Source organism: Microbacterium sp. 05N427 (genome assembly GCF_056397105.1).
Genome location: NZ_JBFTMT010000024.1, coordinates 1 through 22959 on the forward strand (window position 1 = coordinate 1; position 22959 = coordinate 22959).

At 70.8% G+C, this 22959-nt stretch carries 15 protein-coding genes and 1 pseudogene; 5 read left to right on the forward strand and 11 right to left on the reverse strand.

Annotated elements, in window-relative coordinates; all coding sequences use genetic code 11:
- Nucleotides 1–217 (reverse strand): annotated as a pseudogene (locus AC1DG4_RS17855) (hypothetical protein); the annotation flags it as partial.
- 163 nt (nucleotides 218–380) lie between these two features.
- Between AC1DG4_RS17855 and AC1DG4_RS17860 the strand changes: the two are divergent.
- A complete protein-coding gene (locus AC1DG4_RS17860) occupies nucleotides 381–1319 on the forward strand; it encodes an endonuclease domain-containing protein (protein WP_477380026.1) in 939 nt (312 codons plus the stop codon).
- Nucleotides 1320–1447: 128 nt separating this feature from the next.
- Here the strand turns inward: AC1DG4_RS17860 and AC1DG4_RS17865 are convergent, their stop codons facing one another.
- Nucleotides 1448–3256: an ABC transporter ATP-binding protein gene (locus tag AC1DG4_RS17865; RefSeq protein WP_477380028.1), complete on the reverse strand. Its 1809-nt coding sequence runs from the start codon at nucleotides 3254–3256 to the stop codon at nucleotides 1448–1450.
- A complete protein-coding gene (locus AC1DG4_RS17870; protein ID WP_477380030.1) occupies nucleotides 3253–5205 on the reverse strand; it encodes an ABC transporter ATP-binding protein in 1953 nt (650 codons plus the stop codon). Before AC1DG4_RS17870 ends, AC1DG4_RS17865 begins: the two co-directional genes overlap by 4 nt.
- A gap of 706 nt (nucleotides 5206–5911) precedes the next feature.
- Here AC1DG4_RS17870 and AC1DG4_RS17875 point away from each other — a divergent pair.
- The 4 genes from AC1DG4_RS17875 (at nucleotide 5912) to AC1DG4_RS17890 (ending at nucleotide 10860) form a co-directional block, all read left to right on the forward strand.
- The gene (locus AC1DG4_RS17875; protein WP_477380032.1) at nucleotides 5912–7111 is read left to right on the forward strand and encodes a M20/M25/M40 family metallo-hydrolase; all 1200 of its coding nucleotides are present in this window, start codon (nucleotides 5912–5914) and stop codon (nucleotides 7109–7111) included.
- Nucleotides 7108–8013, forward strand: a complete 906-nt coding sequence (locus AC1DG4_RS17880; RefSeq protein WP_477380033.1) for a GNAT family N-acetyltransferase — start codon at nucleotides 7108–7110, stop codon at nucleotides 8011–8013. The genes AC1DG4_RS17875 and AC1DG4_RS17880 overlap by 4 nt, the downstream gene beginning before the upstream one ends.
- Nucleotides 8010–9119, forward strand: coding sequence for an o-succinylbenzoate synthase (menC, locus tag AC1DG4_RS17885; protein WP_477380035.1), 1110 nt, complete (start codon nucleotides 8010–8012; stop codon nucleotides 9117–9119). Before AC1DG4_RS17880 ends, menC begins: the two co-directional genes overlap by 4 nt.
- A gap of 130 nt (nucleotides 9120–9249) precedes the next feature.
- Complete coding sequence (locus AC1DG4_RS17890) at nucleotides 9250–10860, forward strand: PucR family transcriptional regulator (protein ID WP_477380037.1); 1611 nt, start codon at nucleotides 9250–9252, stop codon at nucleotides 10858–10860.
- A gap of 40 nt (nucleotides 10861–10900) precedes the next feature.
- Here AC1DG4_RS17890 and AC1DG4_RS17895 read toward each other — a convergent pair whose 3' ends face one another.
- The 8 genes from AC1DG4_RS17895 to AC1DG4_RS17930 all read right to left on the reverse strand — a co-directional run bounded on the left by AC1DG4_RS17895 (nucleotide 10901) and on the right by AC1DG4_RS17930 (nucleotide 22807).
- Entirely contained in the window at nucleotides 10901–12967 is a 2067-nt protein-coding gene (locus AC1DG4_RS17895; RefSeq protein ID WP_477421390.1) for a prolyl oligopeptidase family serine peptidase, read from the reverse strand.
- Entirely contained in the window at nucleotides 12964–14214 is a 1251-nt protein-coding gene (locus tag AC1DG4_RS17900; protein WP_477380041.1) for an erythromycin esterase family protein, read from the reverse strand. The genes AC1DG4_RS17895 and AC1DG4_RS17900 overlap by 4 nt, the downstream gene beginning before the upstream one ends.
- A 63-nt stretch (nucleotides 14215–14277) precedes the next feature.
- On the reverse strand, nucleotides 14278–16131 hold the full coding sequence (locus AC1DG4_RS17905; RefSeq protein WP_477421391.1) for an ABC transporter substrate-binding protein: 1854 nt from the start codon (nucleotides 16129–16131) through the stop codon (nucleotides 14278–14280).
- A gap of 187 nt (nucleotides 16132–16318) precedes the next feature.
- Nucleotides 16319–17224: an ABC transporter permease gene (locus AC1DG4_RS17910; RefSeq protein WP_477380045.1), complete on the reverse strand. Its 906-nt coding sequence runs from the start codon at nucleotides 17222–17224 to the stop codon at nucleotides 16319–16321.
- Nucleotides 17221–18171 (reverse strand): ABC transporter permease, encoded by a 951-nt coding sequence (locus AC1DG4_RS17915; protein ID WP_477380047.1) that lies wholly within the window; start codon nucleotides 18169–18171, stop codon nucleotides 17221–17223. Before AC1DG4_RS17915 ends, AC1DG4_RS17910 begins: the two co-directional genes overlap by 4 nt.
- Nucleotides 18168–20225 (reverse strand): dipeptide ABC transporter ATP-binding protein, encoded by a 2058-nt coding sequence (locus AC1DG4_RS17920; protein WP_477421392.1) that lies wholly within the window; start codon nucleotides 20223–20225, stop codon nucleotides 18168–18170. The genes AC1DG4_RS17915 and AC1DG4_RS17920 overlap by 4 nt, the downstream gene beginning before the upstream one ends.
- Nucleotides 20226–20372: 147 nt before the next feature.
- Nucleotides 20373–21425, reverse strand: a complete 1053-nt coding sequence (locus tag AC1DG4_RS17925; RefSeq protein ID WP_477421393.1) for a dipeptidase — start codon at nucleotides 21423–21425, stop codon at nucleotides 20373–20375.
- Nucleotides 21422–22807, reverse strand: coding sequence for a serine hydrolase domain-containing protein (locus AC1DG4_RS17930; RefSeq protein ID WP_477380053.1), 1386 nt, complete (start codon nucleotides 22805–22807; stop codon nucleotides 21422–21424). Before AC1DG4_RS17930 ends, AC1DG4_RS17925 begins: the two co-directional genes overlap by 4 nt.
- Nucleotides 22808–22959: the final 152 nt, after the last annotated feature.

Genomic DNA, 22959 nt, shown 5'->3' on the forward strand with positions numbered 1-22959 from the left:
AGCTCGGCAGCTCGGCCCGGGCGACGCGCACCGCGAGGCGCGCTTCGGTCGCCGCCCGCTGCGCCGACTGCAGGTCGAGGCGTGCGGCGTCATAGCCGAGCCGGCGTCCCCCGCCTGCCGCCCCGCGGCGAGCGCCCAGCACGATCAGCGCACCCGCGCCGGCGATGACCGGCGCCGTCCACCAGAACTCCGCGGCGACCGCCCAGAAGAGATCCACGTCTCGAGCCTACCGATCCGGGATCCGCGCACGACGTCCACGGATCCGGCCGCTCCGAGCTCAAGGCTCGGGACAGCGGCGCCCACAACTCCACCGGACATTTGCACAGATCCTCCGGATCCATCCTGCAGAGTTGCGGTCTTCCTGCAAAACCCGCGGAGGCATGTCGTCCTCCACAGACGGCGACGGCCGGCTCTTCCACACCGATCCCGCGCATCGCCTCCCACGCGCCTCGGCCACGGCCCAGGCTGTGGACATGGACCTGTACACCTGGCTCTCCCTTCGCAGCGGCATCGGGCATCGCGACGACGCCGCGGCGGCCGGCTTCTCGCCCACGCGCGTGCGCGCCGCCATCCGCGACGGCGCCGTGCAGCGCATCAGGGCCAAGTGGATCGCGCTGCACTCGGCCCCTATGGAACTGGTTCGCGCCGCGAGGACCGGCGGCGCGCTGACCTGTGTGTCTCTGGCCCGGCGCCGGGAGTGGTGGGTGCCGCCGGGGGTCGACGAGGCTCTGCATCTGCACCTTCCCCGGCATGCGTCGGTGCGCGACCACGGCGTGACGGCGCACTGGGCGAAGCCGCTCGGCCCGGAACGGCCGCGGTCGCTGGAGACGTCCGTCGAAGACGCGCTCGCCCACGCCGCCCAGTGCTTCGCTCTCGATCAGGCGACCGCGATCTGGGAGTCGGCGATCCGCACAGAGGCCATCTCCCTCGAGTCGCTCCGGCGGGTGAACTGGCGCAGCAGCGCCGCCCGCAGGGTCGCCGAGCACACGCGCGGGGACACCGGATCCTCGCTCGAGACGATCTTCCATGTGCGACTGAGCGGCTGGGGCGTGCGACTGCGCTTCCAGGTGCGCCTCGCCGGTCACGACGTGGACTTCCTCATCGGCACGCATCTCATCGTCCAGGTCGACGGGTGGGCGTACCACTCGACGTCGGCCGATCGCACGCGAGACATCGCTCACGACGCCGAGTTGCACCTGCGTGGCTACACCGTGCTCCGGTTCTCCTACGCCCAGATCATCCACGACTGGCCGGGCGTCGAGCGGATCCTCATCGCGGCCATCGGCCGTGGCGCGCACCTCGCCCCGGTGCGCGCATGAGCCCGCTCTCGCACGGATTCGTCCCGTCCTCCTCACAAAGACAGGACGTTTGCACTTCCGCAGGAGGATCCATCCGGATCCGTCCTGCGGAAGGGCAGACGTCCTGCAGAGTTGCGGCGCCCGAGTCCCTACACCAGCGTCTGCTGCCAGGCGGCGTGCAGCTGGGCGAACTTGCCCGTGCCGGCGATGAGGACATCGGGGGCGTCGTCCTCGATGATGCGGCCGTGTTCCATGACGAGCACCCGGTCGGCGATCGCCACGGTCGACAGGCGGTGCGCGATGATGATCGCGGTGCGGTCGGCGAGCAGGGTCTGCAGCGCGTCCTGGATCAACCGCTCCGAGGGGATGTCCAGCGAGGCGGTCGCCTCGTCGAGGATCAGCACCGCGGGGTCGGCGAGGAAGGCGCGCGCGAACGAGATCAGCTGTCGCTGTCCCGCCGAGACGCGGCCGCCGCGCTTGTTCACGTCGGTGTCGTAACCGTCCGGGAGCGAGTCGATGAACGCGTCGGCGCCCACCGCCCGCGCCGCGGCGCGGATCTCCTCCATCGTCGCGTCGGGCTTGCCGAGCGCGATGTTGTCGGCGACCGTGCCGCTGAACAGGTACGCCTCCTGCGTGACCATGACGATCGCGCGGCGCAGGTCCTTCGGGTGCAGATCCCGCAGATCCACACCGTCGAGCGTCACCGCACCGGCAGTCGGGTCGTAGAAGCGCGACACGAGCTTCGCCAGGGTGGACTTGCCCGCGCCGGTCGTGCCGACGAGCGCGATCGTCTGCCCCGCAGGGATGTCCAGGGAGAAGTCGGGCAGGATCACCCGATCCTGGGCGTATCCGAATTCGACGTCGTCGAAGCGCACGTGTCCCTTCGACTCCCAGAGGTCGACGGCCTTGATCGGATCCGGAACGGTCGGAACCTCGTCGAGCACGCCCGACACCTTCTCCAGCGCCGCCGTGGCGGACTGGAAGGAGTTCAGGAACATCGCGATCTCCTGCATGGGCGCGAAGAAGTTACGCACGTACAGCACCGCGGCCAGCAGGATGCCGACCTGGATCTCGCCGCTCGCCATGCGGCTCCCGCCCCACACCACCACGACACCGAGGGTCAGCGCCGCGACCGCCATGAGCCCGGGCTCGAACGTGCCGAACAGCAGCATCGAGCGGCGGTTCACGTCACGGTAGTCTCCGGCGACCTCCTGGAAGGACACGTCGTTGCGGGGCTCCTTGCGGAACGCCTTCACGGCGCGGATTCCGGTCATGGTCTCGACGAACTGCACGATGACCTTCGCGCTGATCACCCGCGACTCGCGGTACACGAGCTGCGAGCGCTGGTAGAACCAGCGCATCAAGTAGATCAGCGGAATGCCGGCGAGCACCAGGACGACGCCGGACTCCCAGTCCACGAGCACGAGTGCGATGAACGTGAAGAGGCCGTAGAGGAGTCCGGACACGAGCTGGTTCAGGCCGCCGTCGAGCAGCTCACGGATGGAGTCCAGGTCGCTGGTCTGGCGCGAGATGATCCGGCCGGAGGTGTAGCTCTCGTGGAATTCGAGGCTCAGTCGCTGGGTGTGCAGGAACATGCGCTTGCGCAGATCGAGCAGTACCGCCTGCGTGATGCGGGCGGTGAGCACCGCGTACCAGCCGATCAGCGCGGATCCGACCGCGCCGACGACGAGGAACACGATCCCGACCATGATGGTCGGCATCCAGTTCGCGTGCTTCAGCACCGCCGGCAGCGCCGTGTTCAGGCCGTAGGCGACGAGCGCCGGGCCCGCGACCTGCGCGGCCGTGGAGATCACCAGCACCAGGGCGGTGAGCGTGATCTGCACCTTGAGCGGCGCGATCAAGGATCCGAACAGCCGCAGCGAGCGACGACGGATCGCCGTGCTCTCCTCGTTCGTGAGGTCGGAGCGGTCCTCGTCCTGGGTTCCGATGACGCTCATGCCTGCACCTCCTCGTTCTCGGCGTGGGTATCGTCGGCCGCGCTGTCCGGCGACGGCGGTGTTCCGTGAACCGCCCCTGGTGCCTCCGCGACCGCCTCGGCGACCGAGGTCGCGGAGGCGCCCGCGACCACGGGGATCGCTCCCGTGCGCGCGGCTTCCTCGGCCTCGAGGCTCGAGATCACGTGCCGGTAGTGCGCGCTCGTGCGCAGCAGCTCCGAGTGCCTGCCCACGGCAGTCACCTTCCCGTCCTGCAGCAGTGCCACCCGGTCGGCGAGGGCCACGGTCGACGGGCGGTGCGCGACGATGAGCGCCGTGGTCTCGGCGAGCACGTGGCGCAGCGCCTCTTCGACGAGCGCCTCGGTGTCGACGTCGAGCGCCGACAGCGGGTCGTCCAGCACGAGCACCTTGGGCTTGGCCGCCACGGCGCGCGCGAGCGCGAGCCGCTGGCGCTGTCCGCCGGACAGGCTGAGCCCCTCCTCGCCGATCATCGTCTCGACGCCCTCGGGGAGCGTGTCGACGAACCCGGCCTGGGCGACGTCGAGCGCCTCGCGGAGCACCTGCTCCGCCTCGGTGCTGTGAACGTCCAGATCGGCCCGGCCCAGCAGCACGTTCTCGCGCACGGTGGCCGAGAACAGCGTCGCGTCCTCGAACGCCATCGCGATATGGGTGCGCAGCTCGGCCAGCGTCAGGTCTCGCACATCGACGCCGTCGAGTGTCACCCGTCCCCCGGTCACGTCGTACAGACGCGTCGGAAGTGTCGTGAGCGTGGTCTTGCCGGATCCGGTGATGCCGACCAGCGCCATGGTCTCGCCGGGCCGCAGCACGAGGTCGATGCCGTCGAGCAGGTCGCGCTCGTGCGGGCGGGCGTCCTGGTAGCGGAAGCGGGCGCCCTCGAACGCGAGCTCGCCGCGGGGCGCCGCGATGCTGACCGGGCGCTCCGGATCGGTGATCGTGTTCTGCTCGTCGTAGATCTCGAACACGCGGTCGGTGGCCGTGCGCGCATCGAGCATGAACGAGAACAGGAAGCCGATCGATTCGATCGGCCAGCGCAGCACGGTCGCCATCGCGAAGTAGGCGAACAGCTCCGGCGCGTTCAGCGCTCCCTGGGCGATCAGCCAAATTCCGGCGACGAGGTTGAGCGCGAACGCGATCTCGGGCATGAGCACGAGCCAGAACCAGATCCAGCCGACGGAGCGGGCCTTGCTCAGTTCCGTCTCGCGCAGCGACTCGGCCTGGCGCGCGAACTTCACGAGCGCGTGCTTGCCGCGCCCGAACGCCTTGAGCACGCGGATGCCGTGCACGCTCTCCTCGACGCTCGTGGCGAGGTCGCCCGCCTGGTCCTGGCTGCGCCGGGTGAGCGCGCCGTAGCGCTTCTCGAAGAGGAAGCCCGAGATCCACAGCGGCACCGCGGTGATGAGGAAGATCGTGCCGAGGAGCCAGTGCCACCGGAAGAGCAGGGCCGCGCCGATCACGATCGTGAGCAGGTTGACGACCAGCAGCACGAGGCCGAACGCGAGCCAGCGGCGGATGAGACCGATGTCCTGCATCATGCGGCTGAGCAGCTGGCCCGACTGCCAGCGGTCGTGGAACGCGACCGGCAGGCGCTGCAGGCTCGAGTACAGCTGGGTGCGCATCCGGTACTCCACCTGCGTGGCGGGGTTGAGCACGAACTGCCGGCGCAGCCACACCATGAGGGCCTCGCCGAGGGCGAGCACGGTCACGGCGACGGCGCCCCAGATGATGGCGCCGATCTCACCGGTCGCGATAGGGCCCTCCAGCACGACCTGCAGCAGCAGCGGCACGCACAGGGCGATCACGGCCGCAGCGAGGGCGGAGAGCCCACCGCCGATGAGGCGTCCGGCGACCGGCTTCACGAACGGCGCCAGTCGCGCGAGCGCGCGCGGTGTGGAAAGGGGCACGGTGGACGATGACAAGGATTCTTTAGGCATGATTCTCAGCAGTGACGTATCGCATCAGGGGATGGCAGGGGACGAAACAGGGGACGAAAAGGAGCGGATGCGATGCATCCGTGCGATGAGCGGCCGATGTGGGCCGAGGGGGACCGGGAGCGGTCAGTCCTCGGCCGGAAGGAAAGGCGAACCGGCGACAGCGCTGATCGACGACGCAATGTTGATCGTGGGCATGGTGTCCTCCTCGGTTCGACGGCCGCCGGTCGGTTGACGCGACAGCCGTCCAGCCTATGTTTATGAACCGCCTGAACGCAAGCGTTTTCCCGAAACCGATCTCACGATCCTCGTGACACCGGCCAGCGCGTCCGCGCCCGGCTGATTCCCGATGCTGAAGGCAGCGTCCGGCACGCAGCATCCATTCCCGATCCGCCGGAATCGCCAGCACGTCGAAGCCCCCTCTGCGCGTCCGCGCCCCCTCCTGTCGCCGCCCGCAGGAGGGGGTCTGGATCACAGGAGGGGGCGCGGGCGAGAAGGGGGCGCCGGAGACAAGGGTGCGCGGGCGAGAAGGGGGCCGCGGACGAAAGGGGGGCCACGCGGATCCGGCTCCGCTCACGCGCCGACCGCGACCGGACCCCCGATCGTCGGATCGGATCAACCGGGGCATCGGGTTTCGGCCGAGCGGACAGCCGGACGCGGGACCAGCCTCAGCAGGATGGGAGCACGATCCGATTCCGAAGGAGCCGCTATGCCGGAACCAGTCGAGACGATGGTCGCAGAGATCCTGCGCCTCGTCCGCTGCGAGTCGCCGTCCGACGACCTCGCCGCCGTCGCCCGCAGCGCCGACGTCGTGGCCGAGCTGGGCACGACCCGCCTTGGTGCGGCGCCGGAACGGATCGTGATCGACGGCCGCACCCACCTGCGGTGGCGCTTCCCCGGCGAACCGAGGATCCTCGTGCTCGGCCACCACGACACCGTCTGGCCCGTCGGCTCGCTCGAGGAGCTACCCGCCAGGGCCGACGACGAAACGCTCGCGGGCCCGGGGTGCTTCGACATGAAGGCCGGACTCGTGATCGCGTTCCATGCACTCGCGCAGCTGACCGACCTCGCCGGGATCACGATGCTCGTGACAGGAGACGAGGAGCCAGGCTCGACGACCTCGAGAGCGCTCATCGAGGACGAGGCACGAGAGTCGACCGCCGCCCTCGTGCTCGAGGCCGCCGGCCCGGACGGCGCCCTCAAGATCGCCCGCAAGGGCGTCTCGCGCTACGAGATCGCCGTGCACGGACGCGCATCGCACGCCGGGCTCGATCCGGAGCAGGGCGTGAACGCGACCCTCGAGCTCGCGCACCAGGTGCAGGCGGTGGCGCTGCTCGGAGACGCCGGCGCAGGCACCACGGTCACCCCGACGCGGACCACGTCCGGCACGACGACGAACACGGTCCCCGCGCAGGCCTCGTTCTCGGTCGATGTGCGCGCCCTCTCCGGGGCGGAGCAGGAGCGGGTGCACGCCGGGATGCTCGCGCTCGCCCCGCGGATCGACGGCGCCCGCGTCGTGGTCGATGGCGGCATCAACCGCTTCCCGCTCGCCGCGGACTCCTCCGCCGAGCTCTTCCGGCGGGCGGAGCGGGTCGCGGACCGCCTCGCGCTGCCGCCGCTCACCGGCGTCAGCGTGGGCGGGGCCTCGGACGGCAACTTCACCGCCGGCGTCGGCACCCCGACGCTCGACGGCCTCGGCGCGGTCGGCGGCGGTGCGCACGCCGCGCACGAGCACGTGCTGATCGCCGAGCTGGAGCCGCGGACGCGTCTGCTGGCCGGCCTCATCGAGGACATCCGCTCCACGCCGCCGATCCCGCCGGTTCCGACCGTTTCCGCGTCGCCGGTTCCGACCGCATCCGCGTCACCCGTTCCGACCGCCTCCATGCCGATCACGGCTTCCGCACGATGAGCGGGACCGCCGCCGTCGTCACCGGAGAGCAGGACAATGTGACAGAGGGCGCCGACCGCGCGGCAGCGGCGGCCGAGGCGACGTCGGGCGTCGACATCCGACTGCTCGCCGACGTCCGGGAGCTCGCGGCCGTGCGCGCCCTGTACGAGGGCATCTGGGACACGGGTCCGACGAACCCGCCGGTCACCGCCGACATGCTTCGCGCTCTCGTGCAGGCGGGCAACTACGTCTCCGGCGCGTTCGACGACGCCGCGGAAGGGGGCCACCTCGTCGGCGCCTGCTTCGGCTTCTTCGGCCCGCCCGCCGCGCGCACCCTGCACAGCCACATCGCCGGAACGATCCCGCGCGCGCGAGGCCGGCACCTCGGTTTCGCCCTGAAGCTGCATCAGCGCGCCTGGGCTCTGCACCGCGACATCGACACGATCACGTGGACCTACGATCCCCTCATCCGCCGCAACGCACACTTCAACCTCGGCAAGCTGGCCGCCTCGGTCGGCACGTACCTGCCGCGCCTCTACGGCTCCCTGGACGACAGCATCAACCGCGGCGACGAGACCGACCGGATCCTGGTGCGCTGGGAGCTGCGCTCCCCGCAGGTCGTCGCTGCCGCAGAGCACCGCCCGCTCATGGTCGAGGCGGCCGCGGCCCTGGCCGACGGCGCCGTCGTCGCGCTGCAGCCCGACGACGGCGATGCCCCGCGACTCGGCGCGCTCGATGGCGGAACGGTGCTGGTCGGCGTCCCGGCCGACATCGAGGGCATGCGCGAGACGGATCCGCAGCGCGCCGCCGACTGGCGCCTCGCCCTGCGCGACGTCATGGGCGCGCTGCTCGCAGACGGCGCGACCGTGCGCGGCTTCGATCGCGCGGGCTGGTACATCATCGACAGGAAGAAGAAGTCATGAAGCTCGAGGGCGTGGAGATCCGCACGATCCGGATGCCGCTGGTATCGCCGTTTCGCACCTCGTTCGGCACCGAGACGGTGCGCGAGGCGATGCTCGTGCGAGCGGTCGGGGCCGACGGCGAGGGCTGGGGCGAGTGCGGCGCGAGCGCGCTGCCGCTCTACAGCTCGGAGTACACGCCGGCGGCGGCCGCAGTGCTTTCCGACGTACTCGTGCCGGCGCTCAGCGGCAGCGCCGATCTGGATCCGCACCGGGTCGCCGGGGTCCTGTCGCCCTTCAAGGGCCATCGCCAGGCCAAGTCCGCGCTCGAGACCGCGATCCTGGACGCAGACCTCCGCGCACGCGATGTGCCGCTCTCCTACCACCTCGGCGCGGTGAAGGACCGGGTCGCCTGTGGCGTCTCCGTCGGCATCACCCCGACGATCCCCGCGCTGCTCGACGCCGTCGACGGGTACCTCGCCGACGGATACGTGCGGATCAAGCTGAAGATCGAGCACGGCTGGGATCTGGAGCCCGTCCGCGCCGTCCGCGAGCGCTTCGGCGACATCCTGCTCCAGGTCGATGCGAACGCGGCCTACGGCCGGGCCGACGTCGAGCACCTGGCCGGGCTGGATGCGTTCGACCTGTCGCTGCTGGAGCAGCCCCTCTCCGCCGATGACCTCGCCGGCCACGCGATGCTGGCGCGGCGGATCAGCACGCCGATCTGCCTGGACGAGTCGATCCTGTCCGCAGAGCACGCCGCGCAGGCGATCGAACTCGGGGCCTGCAGCATCGTGAACATCAAGCCGGGTCGCGTCGGAGGCTATCTGGAGTCCCGCCGGATCCACGACCTCTGCGTCGCGCACGGCGTTCCGGTGTGGTGCGGCGGAATGCTGGAGACGGGGGTCGGCCGCGCCGCCAACCTCGCGCTCGCCGCCCTCCCGGGCTTCACCCTGCCCGGCGACACGTCGGCCTCCGAGCGCTACTACGAGACCGATCTGACGCCGCCGTTCCGGCTCGAGGACGGGCATATGACCGTGCCCACGGGGCCGGGCATCGGCGTGACGCCCGATGCCGCGGTGCTCGACGAGGTGACCATCTCGCGCGCCTGGATCCCGCTCGCATCATGAGCGGCGGAACGGGCGGCGGAGCGGGCGGCGGCGGCGCAGCCTTCCGGGCTCACCCTGGCACGCGCGAGACCGTGCCGGAGGGCCCCGGAAGCCGCTCTCGACGCGTGCTAGCGTCGCGAAGGTGCCCCCGATGAACCATCGCCCGCAGGTCACCCTGGTGCGCGTGCTCGAGGCGCTGGACACCACTCTGCTCACCATCGTCTGCGGCAGAGTCTCCCGCGAGCGCACGATCGAGGCGATCGTGATCCACGATCCCCGTGACGAGCCCGACGCCCCTCGCAATTCGCTCGTGATGGGAGTCGGAGTGGAGGATCCCGCGCTCGTGCGGAACCTGCTCCCCCTGCTCGCGCAGGCCGGCGTCACCGCCCTCGTGGTGCGCGCGCCGTTCACCGCCGACGACGCACTGCGCACGGAGGCCGAGGCCACGGGCGTCGTGGTGCTCGCCCTGAACCCGAGCACGACCTGGGCGCACCTGGCCGGCATGCTCCGCTCGCTCATGACGCCGGGCGATCCGGACGAGGCGCGGCCGGTCACCTTCGGCGGAATCCTCGCGGGCGATCTGTTCGCCGTGGCGGATGCGATCGCGGCACTGCTGGAATCGCCCGTCACGATCGAGGACCGCAACGCGCAGCTGCTGGCCTTCTCGAACGGCCCGGAGCAGCAGCGCGCTCCGGGCATCCGCGCGCGCCCGCTGCCGTCTCAGGACGTGCGGGCGCTCGAGGAGAGCGGGACGCTCGCCCAGATCGCCCGGAGCGAGTGGCCCGTCGAGGTCGCCACCGGATCCGCCGGCGACGAGGTGCGCACCGCGATCGCCGTGCGCGCCGGGGACGAGGTGCTCGGCACGATCTGGACCGCGGGCGCGCTCACCGCCGAGCGGAGCGCCTCTCTGCACGACGCCGCGAAGCTCGTCGCGATGCACATGGTCTGGCAGCGCACGGACGCCGACGTCGAGCGCCGGCTGCGTGCGGAACTGCTGCGCACCGCGCTCGGCGGCGGCCCCTCCGCCGGGGAGGCTGTGCATCGGCTCGGCCTGCGCGAGGAAGCGTGTGTCGTGCTGGCGCTGACCCTGCACGATCCCGCCCGCGAGCAGCTCTCGCACGCGCACCTCGCCGCGGAACGCAAGCGCGTGGCCGATGCGTTCGCCGTGCATCTGTCGTTCGCGCACCCTCGCTCGGTCTCGGGCCTCGTGGGCGACGTGGCCTATGGGGTGCTGCCGCTCGCATCCGCGGCGGACGCCGATGATGAGGGCGACAGCGCCGTACGCGTGGCGACGGAGTTCCTGGCCAGGATCCGCTCCGCCCTGCGGCCGCTCATCGGAGTCGGGATCGTGGTCGCGGAGACCGCGCTCCTCCCCCGCTCCCGGGCGAGCGCGGACCGCGCGCTGCGGGTGCTGCGGGCCGGCATTGTGGACCGGCAGGTCGCCCGCCTCGACGAGGTGCACGCCGAGGCCCTCCTGCTCGAACTCGTGGGGCCTGCGCGGGACATCCCGTCCGGGCCGCTCGCACGACTGCTCGCCTACGACGAGACGCACGGCAGCAGCCTCACCGAGACGCTCGAGGCCTGGCTCGACGCCTTCGGAGACGTCGGCGTCGCCGCGGCCGCGAAGTTCGTGCACCCCAACACGTTCCGCTATCGCCTGCGCCGCGTCGCGGAGGTCGGCCGGATCGACCTCGACGACCCGAACGCCCGTTTCGGCGCGATGATGCAACTGCGCCTGCGGGCCATCAACCCCGAGCGCTGAGCGGCACCGCGGGTCCGTATCCGTCTCGGCCGGATCCGCCTCAGGGACGCGGATCAGGAACCGCCACGACAGGGTCCGGCAGACCCAGCGCGCCCAGGAGGCACGCCAGCCACGCCGCGTCCTGGGCAACGATCACGTCGTGCCCCGTTCCGGATCCGTGCCCCGCGTGCTCGTAGACATGCAGCAGGATCGGAGCCGGCCCGCGCTGGGCCGCCTGCATCCGCGCGACGAACTTGCGCGCCTGCCACGGAGGGCAGCGCGGGTCGTTCGCCCCCGCCTCGACGTATAGCAGCGGATACTCGGCCGGGCGCACGCGTTCGTACGGAGAGAGCGAGATCATGCGGGCCACATCGACCGGATCATCGGGATCGCCCCAGGCCTTGCGGATCACGAACTTCAGATACGGATTGCGGAACCCGCCGACGAGGTCGAGCAGCGGGGCGCGCGGCAGCACCGCGCACCACAGATCCGGGCGCGCGGTGATCGCGTTGCCGCACATGAGGCCGCCGTCCGAACCGCCGGTGAGCGCGAGCCGGCCGGGGGCGGCGATGCCCTCTCCGACCACGTGCTCGGCCACCGCGATCAGATCTCCGTCGCGGGTTCCGCGCCGTTCCCGATCCGCGGCGCGGAACCAGGCGCTGCCGAACTCTCCGCCTCCGCGCAGGTACGCCTGCACGACTGTGCCGCCCGAGGCGAGGAACGCCGCGAGATCCGGCTGGTACTGCGGAAGGGTGGGGATGCCCGCCGCGCCGTACGCCGAGATCAGCACGGGAGCCGGGCCCGCGGAGCCGCGCGGGTGCACGACGTGGTACGGGATCGCGGTGCCGTCGAGCGCGGTCGCCTCGCGCATCTCCACGGTCGCATCGATCACGATCTCCGGCTCCTGAAGCACCTCGAGCGCGCCGCCCGGACGATGCCGGTAGACGCCCCAGGACGAGGTGAGCGTCGAGAACGCGAAGAGGAAGGATCCGTCTCTGCTCTCGGCCGCGAGACCGGTGAGCGGGAAGAACGACGCGGCGAGCGCGCCCTGGCCTGGCAGGGGTACGATGCCCCGTTCCGCGCCGTCCGCGTCCAGGATCCGCACCCGCGCGGCGGTGCGGTGGAACTCGCTGAGGTACAGCGCATCGCCCACGGGGAGAACCGCGCGCAGCACTGCGTCGCCCTCGGGTACGAGTTCGGTCCAGCCGGACGGATCCGCCGGATCGGCGGCGTCCAGCGGGATCGAGACGAGCCGGCGCCGCGGCGCGTCCAGGTCGGTCACGGCGACGTACCGGTCCCCGACGATGTGCCCCACGACGGTCTCGGGCCCCGGAGCGAGGAACGGCTTCCACTCGGCATCGGGATCGGCGAGATCGCGCACGGCGACGGGGAACGGCGTGCCGACCCGGTGGGCGGCGACCGCCCAGCGTCCGTTCATCGAGAACTGGATCCTGGTGTATTCACGGGAGCCCTCCGGCACCGGCACGTCCTCGATCGAGGAAGGGCCATGAGCGCCGAGCATCCGGCGGTACACGACCTGGCGGAAGTCGTGAGCGGTGCTGCTGAGGCCGAGGAACGCGAAGCCCGTGCTGCCGGGGAACCACGAGATCYCGCCGCCCCACGAGCTGTGCAGCAGCTCCGGCGGAGCGTCGTCGCGCAGCACGCCCGTCTGCACATCGACGAGCTCGACCCTGTTGTGCTCGCTGCCGTCGGTGCAGACGCCGAGCGCGAGGACCGCGCCATCCGGCGAAGGGGCGAACCAGCTGAGCACCGCCGTGCGCCCCGGGCCGTCGAAGCGGGTGAGGTCCACGAGGGTGCGACCAGGGCCGTAAGGTTCGTCCGCGACCAGGAGGACGCGCCCCTCGGGGCGGAACCAGTGCCCGCCCGCGCTGCGGGGCAACTCCGGCCAGGCGCCCGTGTGGCTGCGCTCGACCACGGCGCGGATCGCATCGCGGTCGTGGCCCGACCAGATGATCTCCTCGGCGTGGGCCGCCTGCGCCCGCTGCCAGTCGGCCACCTCGCCCGGCGCCGAGGCGTCGGCCTCGAGCCAGCGATACGGATCCGGCACCGCGATGCCTGCGACGATCTCCACCGTGTCCTCCGCGCGGGCGATCGGTGCGGCGCTCATTCGGCGTCCTCTCGCGCCGCGGCTACCATCGTCGCGGAGACCTGGGGCACGGCATCGGCCAGGGGGGCGCCGGGTTCGAACTCGGCCCGCAGCCGCTCGAAATGTCCCGGAACGAGCGAAGCCCTGCGCCGGTGCGCGATCGCGTCGAACGCGGTCGCCACGTCGACGAGAGGATCGATCTCGCCGCCCGCGTACGTGCCCTCGATCCCATCCCACAGCGCCGAGGGCGCCGTGCGCAGGTCGACGAGCACGTCGCCGAGCGGATCCAGCGCGTGTTCGAGCGAGCCCGGTGCAGGATCCCGCTCCGAAAGCGTCGCCTCCCAGTCGAACGGGCGCGGCGAGCGCTCCGCGAACGACACGACCGGTCCGTGCCCGTAGGTCATGCCGATCACCCGCAGCGCGTCGCCGAACCTCTCGTGCAGGATCGTGCCGAGCGCGGGTCTGGCGTGCAACGGCTCGCGGCGCACGTGCGCGTTGTGCGCCAGCACCAGGATCCGCTCCTCGCGCTCCGCGATCCAGGACACGGTGTCAGCCATGAGCTGTTCGCGCGGGTACGCGCCGGACTCGCCGTCCCAGGAGAGCTCCGCGAGGAACGCGCCGAGCGTCGCCGCGCTGCGCCGTGCGATGTCGTCGCCGTCGTGGTCCACTCGCGCGCACAGGCCGGTGATGCCGTCGCGGATCCGATCCCGCGCCTCGTCGTCCAGGCCGTCCCAGGCGATCGCGGCCGCGGTGCGCCCGCCGAGATCGGTCGTGCGCCGCAGCTCCTCATCGCCCTCGCGAGCGGGGATCCGTTCGAGGCATGCCCGCACGGCCGCGCCCGGCGAGGTGGAAGAGCCGGGCAGATCCATCCCCCAGAAGTGCAAGGGCGGCCTTTCCGATCCCCGACGACGTGCGTTCTCCGCGCGCATCCACGTCAGCTGGGTCCTGACGGCGTCGGACTCGCCGAAACCGTAGGTGATCCCGGTGCGGGCGGTCTCCTCGACCTCGCCCGCACCGCCCTGGATCCAGGCGTCCACCGTCAGCCCCTCCGCGAAGCCCGACTCCCGGACGAAGGCGGTGAACCCGAGCGCGGTCGCGAGCGTGCGGAACAACCCGTCACCGAGCCTGGCGAAGTCGTCGATCCCGTGCGCACCCTCGCCGAGCAGCACGATCCGCGCGTCACCGATCAGATCGCGCACGATCGAAGCGTCCCAGGGTTCGCCGGGGGTCGGCAGCGGGCGGGCGTACGTCCGAGCGCTCTCGTTCATCGGGGATGATCCTCTCACCGCGAGGGGACCGGCCTCCTTCGACCGGCCCCGTCTACGGAACGGTTACTTCTGCTTCTCGGTGAAGTACCACTGCTCAGGGGAGTAGATGAACTTCAGCAGGCCCTCGAACGTGTCAGGCGGACCGGCGAGCGTGCTCTTCCAGACGATGAGGTTGTCGGGGGTGGGCAGGAACAGCGCAGGCAGGTCCTTCGACAGCAGGGTCGTCTCCGCGCTCAGCGCCTTCGGGTCGGACCCGAACACGCTCGCCTCGATCGCCTTGTCCGCCGCGGGATCGCTGTAGCTGCCGAGGTTGAAGCTGCCGTCGGTGTTGAAGACGCTGTTCGCGGTCGGGTACGAGCCCGTGACCAGTGGGCCGCTGTCCTGCATGGCCCACTCGTTCGTGTTCGCCGGCGCTCCGGGGTTCGTGTAGTTCTCGTACATGTAGTTCAGCGACTTCGAGAGGACCTTTACGTCGATCCCGACCTTCTTCGCCTCCGAGGAGAACGCGAGGTCACGCGCGCCGACGTAGCTCGGCGAGCTCGCGGAGGCGAGAGTGAACGAGATCTTCTGCCCCTGTGCGATGCCCTCGCCGCACTGGTCGGATCCCGTCCCCGGCTTCTCGCATGTGGTGCCGGACTTGTCGACCTTCCAGCCGTGTGCGGTCAGCAGCTTCTCCGCCGCCTTCGGATCGAACGGGTACGGCGCCTTGTCGCCGAAGTCGGGTGGGAAGGCCGACCCCAGGCCGACCGTGGCGTAGTTCTCGCTCGCGGCGCCGTTGTAGATGCCGYGGCTCTTGATGTAGCCGGGTTGATCGACGAGGTGCTGCAGCGCCTGGCGCATGTAGGGCTGGGCGATGATCTTGTCGAAGCCGCCTGCGGTGTTCGCGAAGTTGATCACGAGCGGATCCGAACGGGCGGGGGCCGGGGCCGCGTACACGTTGTAGCCCTTCTTGCGCAGGTCCTCGATCTTGGAGGAATAGCTGGAGTCCAAGCGCCCGACCGTGATCGTGCCGGCCTGATACTGGTTGTAGATCGCCGCGGCCGAGGTGAACGCCTTGAAGTCCACCTGCGTGAGCGTGTGCTTCCCCGGGCCCGTGTAGGCCTTGTTGGGCGCCAACGAGAACGAACCGGTCGTCGGCTCGAAGCTCTTCAGCGAATACGGACCGTTCACGACCTGCCACAGCGGGTTGGTGGCGAACGTGGCCTGGTCGGAGGACTGTGCGGTGAGGAACGTGTAGATCGCGCTCGCGTTCCCGGGATCCGTGTAGTCCAGCACCGGTCCCCCGGTCGCTGCGATGCTCCAGTCCGCCGAAGGGATGACGACGAGCTGCTGCAGGAGCGACTCCAGGTAGGCGGGGTTGTACGCCCTCTCGAGAGTGAGCACGACGGTGTCGGATCCCTGGGCGGACGCGGTCACTCCATCCGGAAACTGCCCCGGCGTGTAGAACACCCAGTTGGCTGCGCTCTGCGCGACGGCGGCCTTGAGGATGTCGAGCGAGAAGACGACGTCGCCGGCGGTGACGGGCTTGCCGTTGGACCAGCTGTTCTTCTTCATCGTGATCGTCACGGTGCGGCCGTCGCCGGCGTAGCTCGGCGCCGCGGCGAGACTGGTGTCGGCATTGCTCTTGCCGTCGACGTCGGCCCGGTAGAGCGTCCGCCACAGCAGGTCGTTCCCGATCACCGCGCCGTTCGCCGCGGCCGGCGGGTACGGGAAGATGTAGTTCGGCGCGAGGCCCGGCGTCATCGCGATCGTGACGACCCCGCCGTCGACGGCCTTGCCGCTCGCCGCGGGGATGGTGCGGTACTGCGACGGGTCGACTTTGGTGGCGCCGGCGGTGCAACCGGTCGTGATCAGCGCGGCCGCGACCGTGAGCGCGATCAGGAGGCTTCGTCGCCTCCGGGGAACCTGCGCGTTCATGCTGTGCTCCTTCTTCGGGTTCTTCGGGTTCTTCGGGGGGCCGGTCGGGTGGTGCGGATCAGGGCGGGCCCACGACGACTCGGATCCTCGTGCTTCGAGAGTGCAGGACCCCGGTAGCCGCCGGTTCAGACATCCGGACAGTTTCAGCGAGGCGCGCCTGTCTGGACACACACACCCCGGCGCCGGGTCATCGTCGCCGATCCATCACGTCGCGCAACGCGTCGCCGAGCAGGTTCAGCCCGAGCACCACGAGCACGATGCACAGCCCCGCGGGGTAGATGAGCCACCAGTTGCCGGCAGCGATGTAGGCCACGCCGCTCGAGAGCTGACTGCCCCAGTCCGTGACCGGATAGCTCAGCCCGAAGCCGAGGAATCCGAGCGCGGCGATCACGAGGATCGCGTCGGCGACCTGGAAGGTGAGGTTCACGATGATCACGCCGAACGTGTTCGGGATGAGGTGCGTGAAGATGATCCGGCGATCCCCCGCGCCCATGAGCCGCGCGGCCTGCACGAACTCGCGCACCCGCAGCGACAGCACTTCGCCGCGGATGAGCCGCGCCGACACGAGCCAGGAGAAGCCGCCGATGACGAGGCTCAGCGTGAGCGGGGTCGCGGTGAATCGCGCCGCGATGATGAGCACGAAGAACAGGAACGGGATCGCGAGCAGCACGTCCACGAACCGCATCATGATCCCGTCCACGACGCCGCCGGCGAGCCCCGCGACGGCGCCGTAGATCGTGCCGAGCGTGGTCGCGAAGACCGCGGCGAGCAGACCGATCTCGAGCGACACCTGCCCGCCCAGCATGAGCCGGCCCAGTACGTCGAAGCCGTTCGGATCGGTGCCGAGCGGGTAGCCCTCGCCCGGCGGCAGGAGCGCGTCGAGCGGGTTCACGTCGGTCTGGTTCGTCGGATACAGCAGCGGTCCCACGAAGCTGAACAGCACGAGCAGCGCGAGCAGCGACGCCCCCGCCACCGCCATCGGGCTGCGCCGCAGCGCACGCAGCACGGCGCGGGCCGGGAGAGGTCGCGCCGTGGTCGCGGCCTGGACGATGGCCTCGGTCTTCTCGGACAGCTCTGGGTGTGCGGTGGTCATCTGCTCAGCTCGATCCGTCGGTCCGCGCGTGCGACCACGAGGTCGGCGAGGAGATTGCCCAGCACGGTGAGGGCGCCACCGATGAGGGTGTAGGCCAGCAGCACCGGATAGTCCTCCCGGTGCAGGCTGTTCAGGAACAGGAGGCCGAGACCGGGGTAGTTGAACACCGACTCGACGATGAGGTTGCCCGCCAGCAGCGTCGGGATCATGACGCCGACGAGGGTGATCAGCGGGATGCAGGCGTTGCGCAACAGGTGCCGCATCAGCACGATCCGCTCCGGGGCTCCCTTGGCGCGGGCGACCTTGATGTAGTCCATGCCGAGCTGCTCGAGCGCTGCGGAGCGCTGATACTGCGAGAAGACGACGACGTTCGTGAGGGCGAGGGTGATCAGCGGGAGCGCCATCGCGCGCGGATCGGTGAACACGACCCAGGGCGAGGTGGACTGCGAGGCCTCCGCCGGAAACAGCGGCACGAGCTGGCTGAGCAGCGCGATCAGCAGGAGCGCGACGAGGAACGACGGCGTCGCATAGAGCAGATAGGCGATGCCGGTGGCGGCGCGGTCGACGATGGTGTTGCGTCGGACGGCCTGGACGATCCCGAGCGGGATCGCGATGAGCAGTGCGATCACGAGGCCGGACAAGGAGAGCACCGCGCTGCGTCCGGCGTTCTGCGCGAACAGCACCGAGACCTCCTCGTTCAGCTTGTACGAGCGCCCGAGGTCGCCGTGCAGCAGTTGCACGACGTAGTCGACGTACTGTGCGAACAGCGGGCGGTCGAAGCCGTTCTCGCGGTTGAACGCCTCGACCGCGGCGGCCGAGGCCTGCGGTCCGAGCACGACGCGACCCGGGCTGTCGGAGATGAAATGCAGCATCACGAAGATCACGATCGAGATGCCGATCAGCACCAGCAGCGAGATCAGGATCCGCCGCAGCAGGTACGAGATCATGCCGCCGCCTCCGTCTCGGTCGGGTCCGCTTCAAGGGTCTGCGCGTCGCCCTTCTCACCGGTCTTGGGCTGCAGCGGGAAGTGACAGGCGACATCATGGCCGGCGCCGACCGCCTCCAGCGTCGGCTCCACGGTCGCGCACAGCTCGGTCGCGAGCGGGCATCGCGTGCGGAACCGGCAGCCGCTGGGGGGATCCAGGGGGCTCGGCAGCTCGCCGCGCACGCGCCCCGCGCCGTCCTGCGCCGGAGCATCCGGATCCGCGATCGGCACGGCCGCGAGCAGGCCGGCGGTGTACGGGTGCGCCGGCCGCTCGTAGACCTCGTCCGTCGCCCCGACCTCGACGATCTTGCCGAGGTACATCACCCCGACCCGATCGGAGAGGTAGCGGATGACGGCGAGGTCGTGCGAGATCACGACACTGCTGAGCCCGCGCTCACGCTGCTGCGTGCGCATGAGGTTGAGCACCTGCGAACGGATCGAGACGTCCAGGGCGCTCACCGGCTCATCGGCGACGAGGACGTCAGGGTCGAGCGCGAGAGCCCTGGCGAGCCCGATGCGCTGGCGCTGCCCGCCGGAGAGCTCGTGCGGATACCGTTCCAGGATCGACGGGCCGAGGCCGACGCTGTCGAGCAGCGCGGTCACCCGTTCGGTGCGCTCGGCCGCGGTGCCGACGCCCTGGATCGTGAGCGGCTCGCGCAGGATCGTGCCGATCGTCATCTTCGGGTCGAGGGCGGCGCCGGAGTCCTGGAACATCATCTGCAACTTCGCTCGGCGGGCGCTGAGCTCGCGCCGGCTCACGCCGGAGATCTTCGCCCCTTCGAGTCGCRCCTCTCCCGCCGTGGGCCGGTCCATCGCGACGAGCATGCGTCCGAGCGACGACTTGCCGCACCCCGACTCTCCGACGAGGCCGAGGGTCTCCCCCGCCCGCACGGCGAAGCTCACCCCGGAGACCGCCTTGACCGTGCGCCGGCGACCCCTCGGAGCCCAGCCGGAGACGGGATGCTCCTGCACGAGATCGATCACCTCGAGCCGGGATTCCGCGGACCCCGCCTCCGCGGGTGCGGGCGGAAGCGATCGGCCCGGTGCCACCGCCGACGCGCCCGAGACAGGGTTCCAGCAGGCGAAGACATGCCCTCCCTCGCCCTCGAGCGGCGGGCGCTCGGTCCGGCAGCGATCCGTGGCGGCCGCACAGCGCGGCGCGAAACGGCACCCGGGAACCGTCTCAGCGGGATCCGGCGGCGAGCCGGGGATCGAGAACAGCTCGACGCCGCGATCCTGCTCGAGCGACGGGATCGAGTCGAGCAGCGCGCGGGTGTAGCGGTGCCGCGTGCTCCGGAAGAGGGACCGGGTCGGACCGGTCTCCACGAGGCGTCCGGCGTACATGACGCCCACCCGGTCGGCGTGACGGGCGACCACGCCCATGTCGTGCGTGACGAGGATCATCGCCATGCCGAGCTGCTCTTTGAGCCGGCCCAGCAGGTCCAGGATCTCGGCCTGGATCGTGACGTCGAGGGCGGTCGTCGGCTCATCGGCGATGAGCAGATCGGGTTCGGTGATGAGGGCCATCGCGATCATCACTCGCTGGCGCATGCCGCCGGAGAGCTGGTGCGGATAGTCGCGCATGCGCTCGGACGGTCGCGGGATGCCGACCAGGGCCAGCATCTCCTCGGCCCGGCGCAGCGCCTCGGACCTGCGCGCCAGGCCGTGCAGCTGCAAGGGCTCCGCGACCTGGTCACCCACACGCTTCGTGGGGTTCAGCGCCGTCAGCGAATCCTGGAACACCATCGAGATCCGGCGCCCGCGCAGCGCCCGGTACGCATGCGGATCCGCGCCGACGAGCTCCTCGCCGTCGAACCGGATGGAGCCGCTCGTGATCACGGATCCGCCAGGCAGCATCCCCATGATCGACAGGCCGGTCATCGACTTTCCCGATCCGGTCTCGCCGACGATGCCGAGCGTCTCGCCGCGCGCGAGGTCGAGATCGACGCCGGTGATCGGACGCACGGTCCGTTCTCCCGCGCGGATCTCGACCGAAAGGTCTCGAATCGTCAGCATTGCGCGCTCCCTTGCGCCTGCCGCTCCACGCGGCCGGCCCTGTTCTTCCATGATCCTGCGACACTGCGGTCGCGCCGGGTTCGTCCACTCGATCGAACCGAGCATTCCCCGTTCGTTCTTCGGGACGATTCGCACCCTCCGGAGGTCTCAGCGGACCGAGGGTCGTCCGAGCTGCTCTCGGAACAGCCGCTGCAGGTTTCCGCCGAGCACGCCGAGGATATCGGCCTCGGCCCACCCGCGGCGCAGCAGCGCCWCCGTGACCAGAGGCAGGCCCTCGGGCCCCTCGAGCCCCGGCAGATACACATCGGCGGGGACGCCCTGCACCTCGGTGACCGCACAGCACGGCGGCGTGGTCTCGGCGATGACCTCCTGGACGAAGTCGGGCCCGAGGCCCACGTGCTCGCTCCCCGCGATCGCCGCGATGTGCTCCAGGTGATCCACGAGCCGGTCGATCGTGGCGGGTTCGTCGTCCAGGAACGGCGCGAAGAAGTTCGCGCAGATCACGCCGCCGCCCGCGGCGATCGCGGCCAGGTGCTCATCCGAGAGATTGCGATGGTGGTCGCGTAGCGCCCGCGCCGAGGAGTGCGTCGCGATGACAGGGCGGGTCGCGATCTCCAGCACGTGCGAGACGCCCGCGGCGCCGAGATGGCTGAGGTCGACGAGCATCCCGGTCCGCTCCATCTCGCTCACCGCCGCGACCCCCGCGCCGGTGAGCCGGCTGCGGGCAGCGTCCTCCGCGGATCCGTCCGCGAAGGCGCCGCGGCCGAAGTGGGTCAGCGAGCCGACGCGCACTCCGAGGCGGTGCATCGTCGTGATCAGCTCGACGTCGGCGTCGAGCCCCGGCATGCCCTCGAGCGCMAGCACCAGGGCGATCCGCCCGTCCGCGATCGTCCGGTCGACGTCTTCGCCGGAACGGCACAGGGCGACGCGTCCGGCGTTCTCCTCGGTGAGGCGATGAGCGGCCTCGATCATGCGCAGGGTGCGGCGCAGGGCCCCCTCAGGGCGGTACGGATCCTCGATGAAGACCGGGAGCACCTGCAGGTCCACGCCGCCCGCCTCGAGCTGCGGCAGCCAGCGCTCCCGGAAGAAGCTCCCCCAGCGCTCGGACGGGCGTGCCACGACGGCGCAGAGCAGATCGTTGTGGGCGTCCGCGACCACGGCGCGCCGATGCAGGGCTCTCGCGAAGGGCAGCACGGTCACGAGGACACCCGCCGATCCGCCCTGCCCGCGTGCAGGAACTGCGCGCGACCAGACCCGTCGTCGCCGAGGAAGGCCACCGGCCGGCGTACGCCGCCCTCCGCCTCGACGGGCAGGAAGACGTCGCCGCGCCAGCGCGCGAGTGCCGTGCGATAGGACGGATCCCCCACCTCCGCGGCCACGCCGATGGGCACCCGATGCATCATCAGCGAGCCGTCCTGCCTACGCACGACCTCGGTCTCGCTCGTCGCCGAGGCGTAGCGCCCCTCGCATCGCCGGGTGTCGCCGAGCGGCTCACCGGAGGGGACGGGGAGTCCAGGACGAGCAGCCCCGGCGAACTCCTGCAGCACATCGCCGAGGATCTCTGCGGCGAGACCCCGTGCTCCCCCGCCGTTGGCGAGGACGGCAACGACGATTCCGTGCCCGGGCTCGATCCGCAGCAGTGCCGACTGACCGATCGTGCTGCCGTCGTGGCCGAACAGGGCGACGCCCGTGTGGTCGAAGAGCTCCCAGCCGAGACCCCAGCCGATGCCCTGGGCGATATCCGGCAGGCGCACCTGGCTCGTCCGCATCGCCGCGACGCCCGCGGCCGAGAGCAGTCGGGTTCCGGAGGCCGCCCGACCGCCGTTCAGGTGCATCCGCGCGAAGGCGACCAGATCGGCCGCGCGCATGGCGAGCATCGAGCCGGCGGGGCCGTTCGATCGTCCCATCGACCAGATCGGCGTGGGAGTGGGCATCGTCCCGGCCGTCGGCGTCAGATGGCCCACGGCGGTGCGCTGCAGGATGGCCTCCGCGGCATCCACGGCCGCATGACGGAGCCGCAGCGGCTCCAGGATCCGCTCACGAAGCACGCTCTCGTAGCTCTGACCGCGGAAGACCTCGACGATCCTGCCGAGCACGCAGTAGCCGGCGTTGTTGTACGACCACAACGCCCCGGGCGGGAACAGCCGAGGCGTGCGGTCGCCGAGCAGTCCGATGTACTCGCGGAGGGCGCCGTCACCGGCTCCGGTGTCATCGAAGACGTCACCCTCGAATCCGCCGCTGTGGCTGAGCAGCCGGCGAGCGGTGATGCCCGGATCCGCGGGGGCGCCCGAGAGTCGCAGCCCCGGCAGCACCTCGCCGATCGGACGATCGAGATCGAGCAGTCCGTCATCCACGAGCTGCATCGCCAGCGTCGCGGTGAAGGTCTTGGTGATCGAGCCGATCTGGAACACGGCGTCCGTCGTCGCGGGCACTCCGGTGCCGAGATTCAGGATCCCGTCCGCGGCCGTCGCCGTGTGCTCCCCGACGGCGAGTGCGACCGAGACCGCCGGCACACCATGCGCACCCCGCAGGGCACCCAGCCGACCGCGCAGCGCGGCCGTGAACTCCTCGATGTCAGGCATCGTCCTCCTCCGAACGGGCCGAGCCTACGGCGAGCGCGGAGGGGGAGGTTCATCCGGTCGGACGACGGCGACGAGCGTCATTGGTGCCGGCGGCCAGACGCTCACGTCGTCGCGGTCGGGCGATGCAGCCTCGTCCGCGACGGCGCTCCGCT

Coding starts and splice junctions, on each gene's coding strand:
- AC1DG4_RS17890 (WP_477380037.1), top strand. CDS start 9,250: ATGAACCATCGCCCGCAGGTCACCCTGGTGCGCGTGCTCGAGGCGCTG.
- AC1DG4_RS17930 (WP_477380053.1), bottom strand. CDS start 22,807: ATGCCTGACATCGAGGAGTTCACGGCCGCGCTGCGCGGTCGGCTGGGT.
- AC1DG4_RS17870 (WP_477380030.1), bottom strand. CDS start 5,205: ATGCCTAAAGAATCCTTGTCATCGTCCACCGTGCCCCTTTCCACACCG.
- AC1DG4_RS17880 (WP_477380033.1), top strand. CDS start 7,108: ATGAGCGGGACCGCCGCCGTCGTCACCGGAGAGCAGGACAATGTGACA.
- menC (WP_477380035.1), top strand. CDS start 8,010: ATGAAGCTCGAGGGCGTGGAGATCCGCACGATCCGGATGCCGCTGGTA.
- AC1DG4_RS17900 (WP_477380041.1), bottom strand. CDS start 14,214: ATGAACGAGAGCGCTCGGACGTACGCCCGCCCGCTGCCGACCCCCGGC.
- AC1DG4_RS17915 (WP_477380047.1), bottom strand. CDS start 18,171: ATGATCTCGTACCTGCTGCGGCGGATCCTGATCTCGCTGCTGGTGCTG.
- AC1DG4_RS17865 (WP_477380028.1), bottom strand. CDS start 3,256: ATGAGCGTCATCGGAACCCAGGACGAGGACCGCTCCGACCTCACGAAC.
- AC1DG4_RS17910 (WP_477380045.1), bottom strand. CDS start 17,224: ATGACCACCGCACACCCAGAGCTGTCCGAGAAGACCGAGGCCATCGTC.
- AC1DG4_RS17860 (WP_477380026.1), top strand. CDS start 381: ATGTCGTCCTCCACAGACGGCGACGGCCGGCTCTTCCACACCGATCCC.
- AC1DG4_RS17875 (WP_477380032.1), top strand. CDS start 5,912: ATGCCGGAACCAGTCGAGACGATGGTCGCAGAGATCCTGCGCCTCGTC.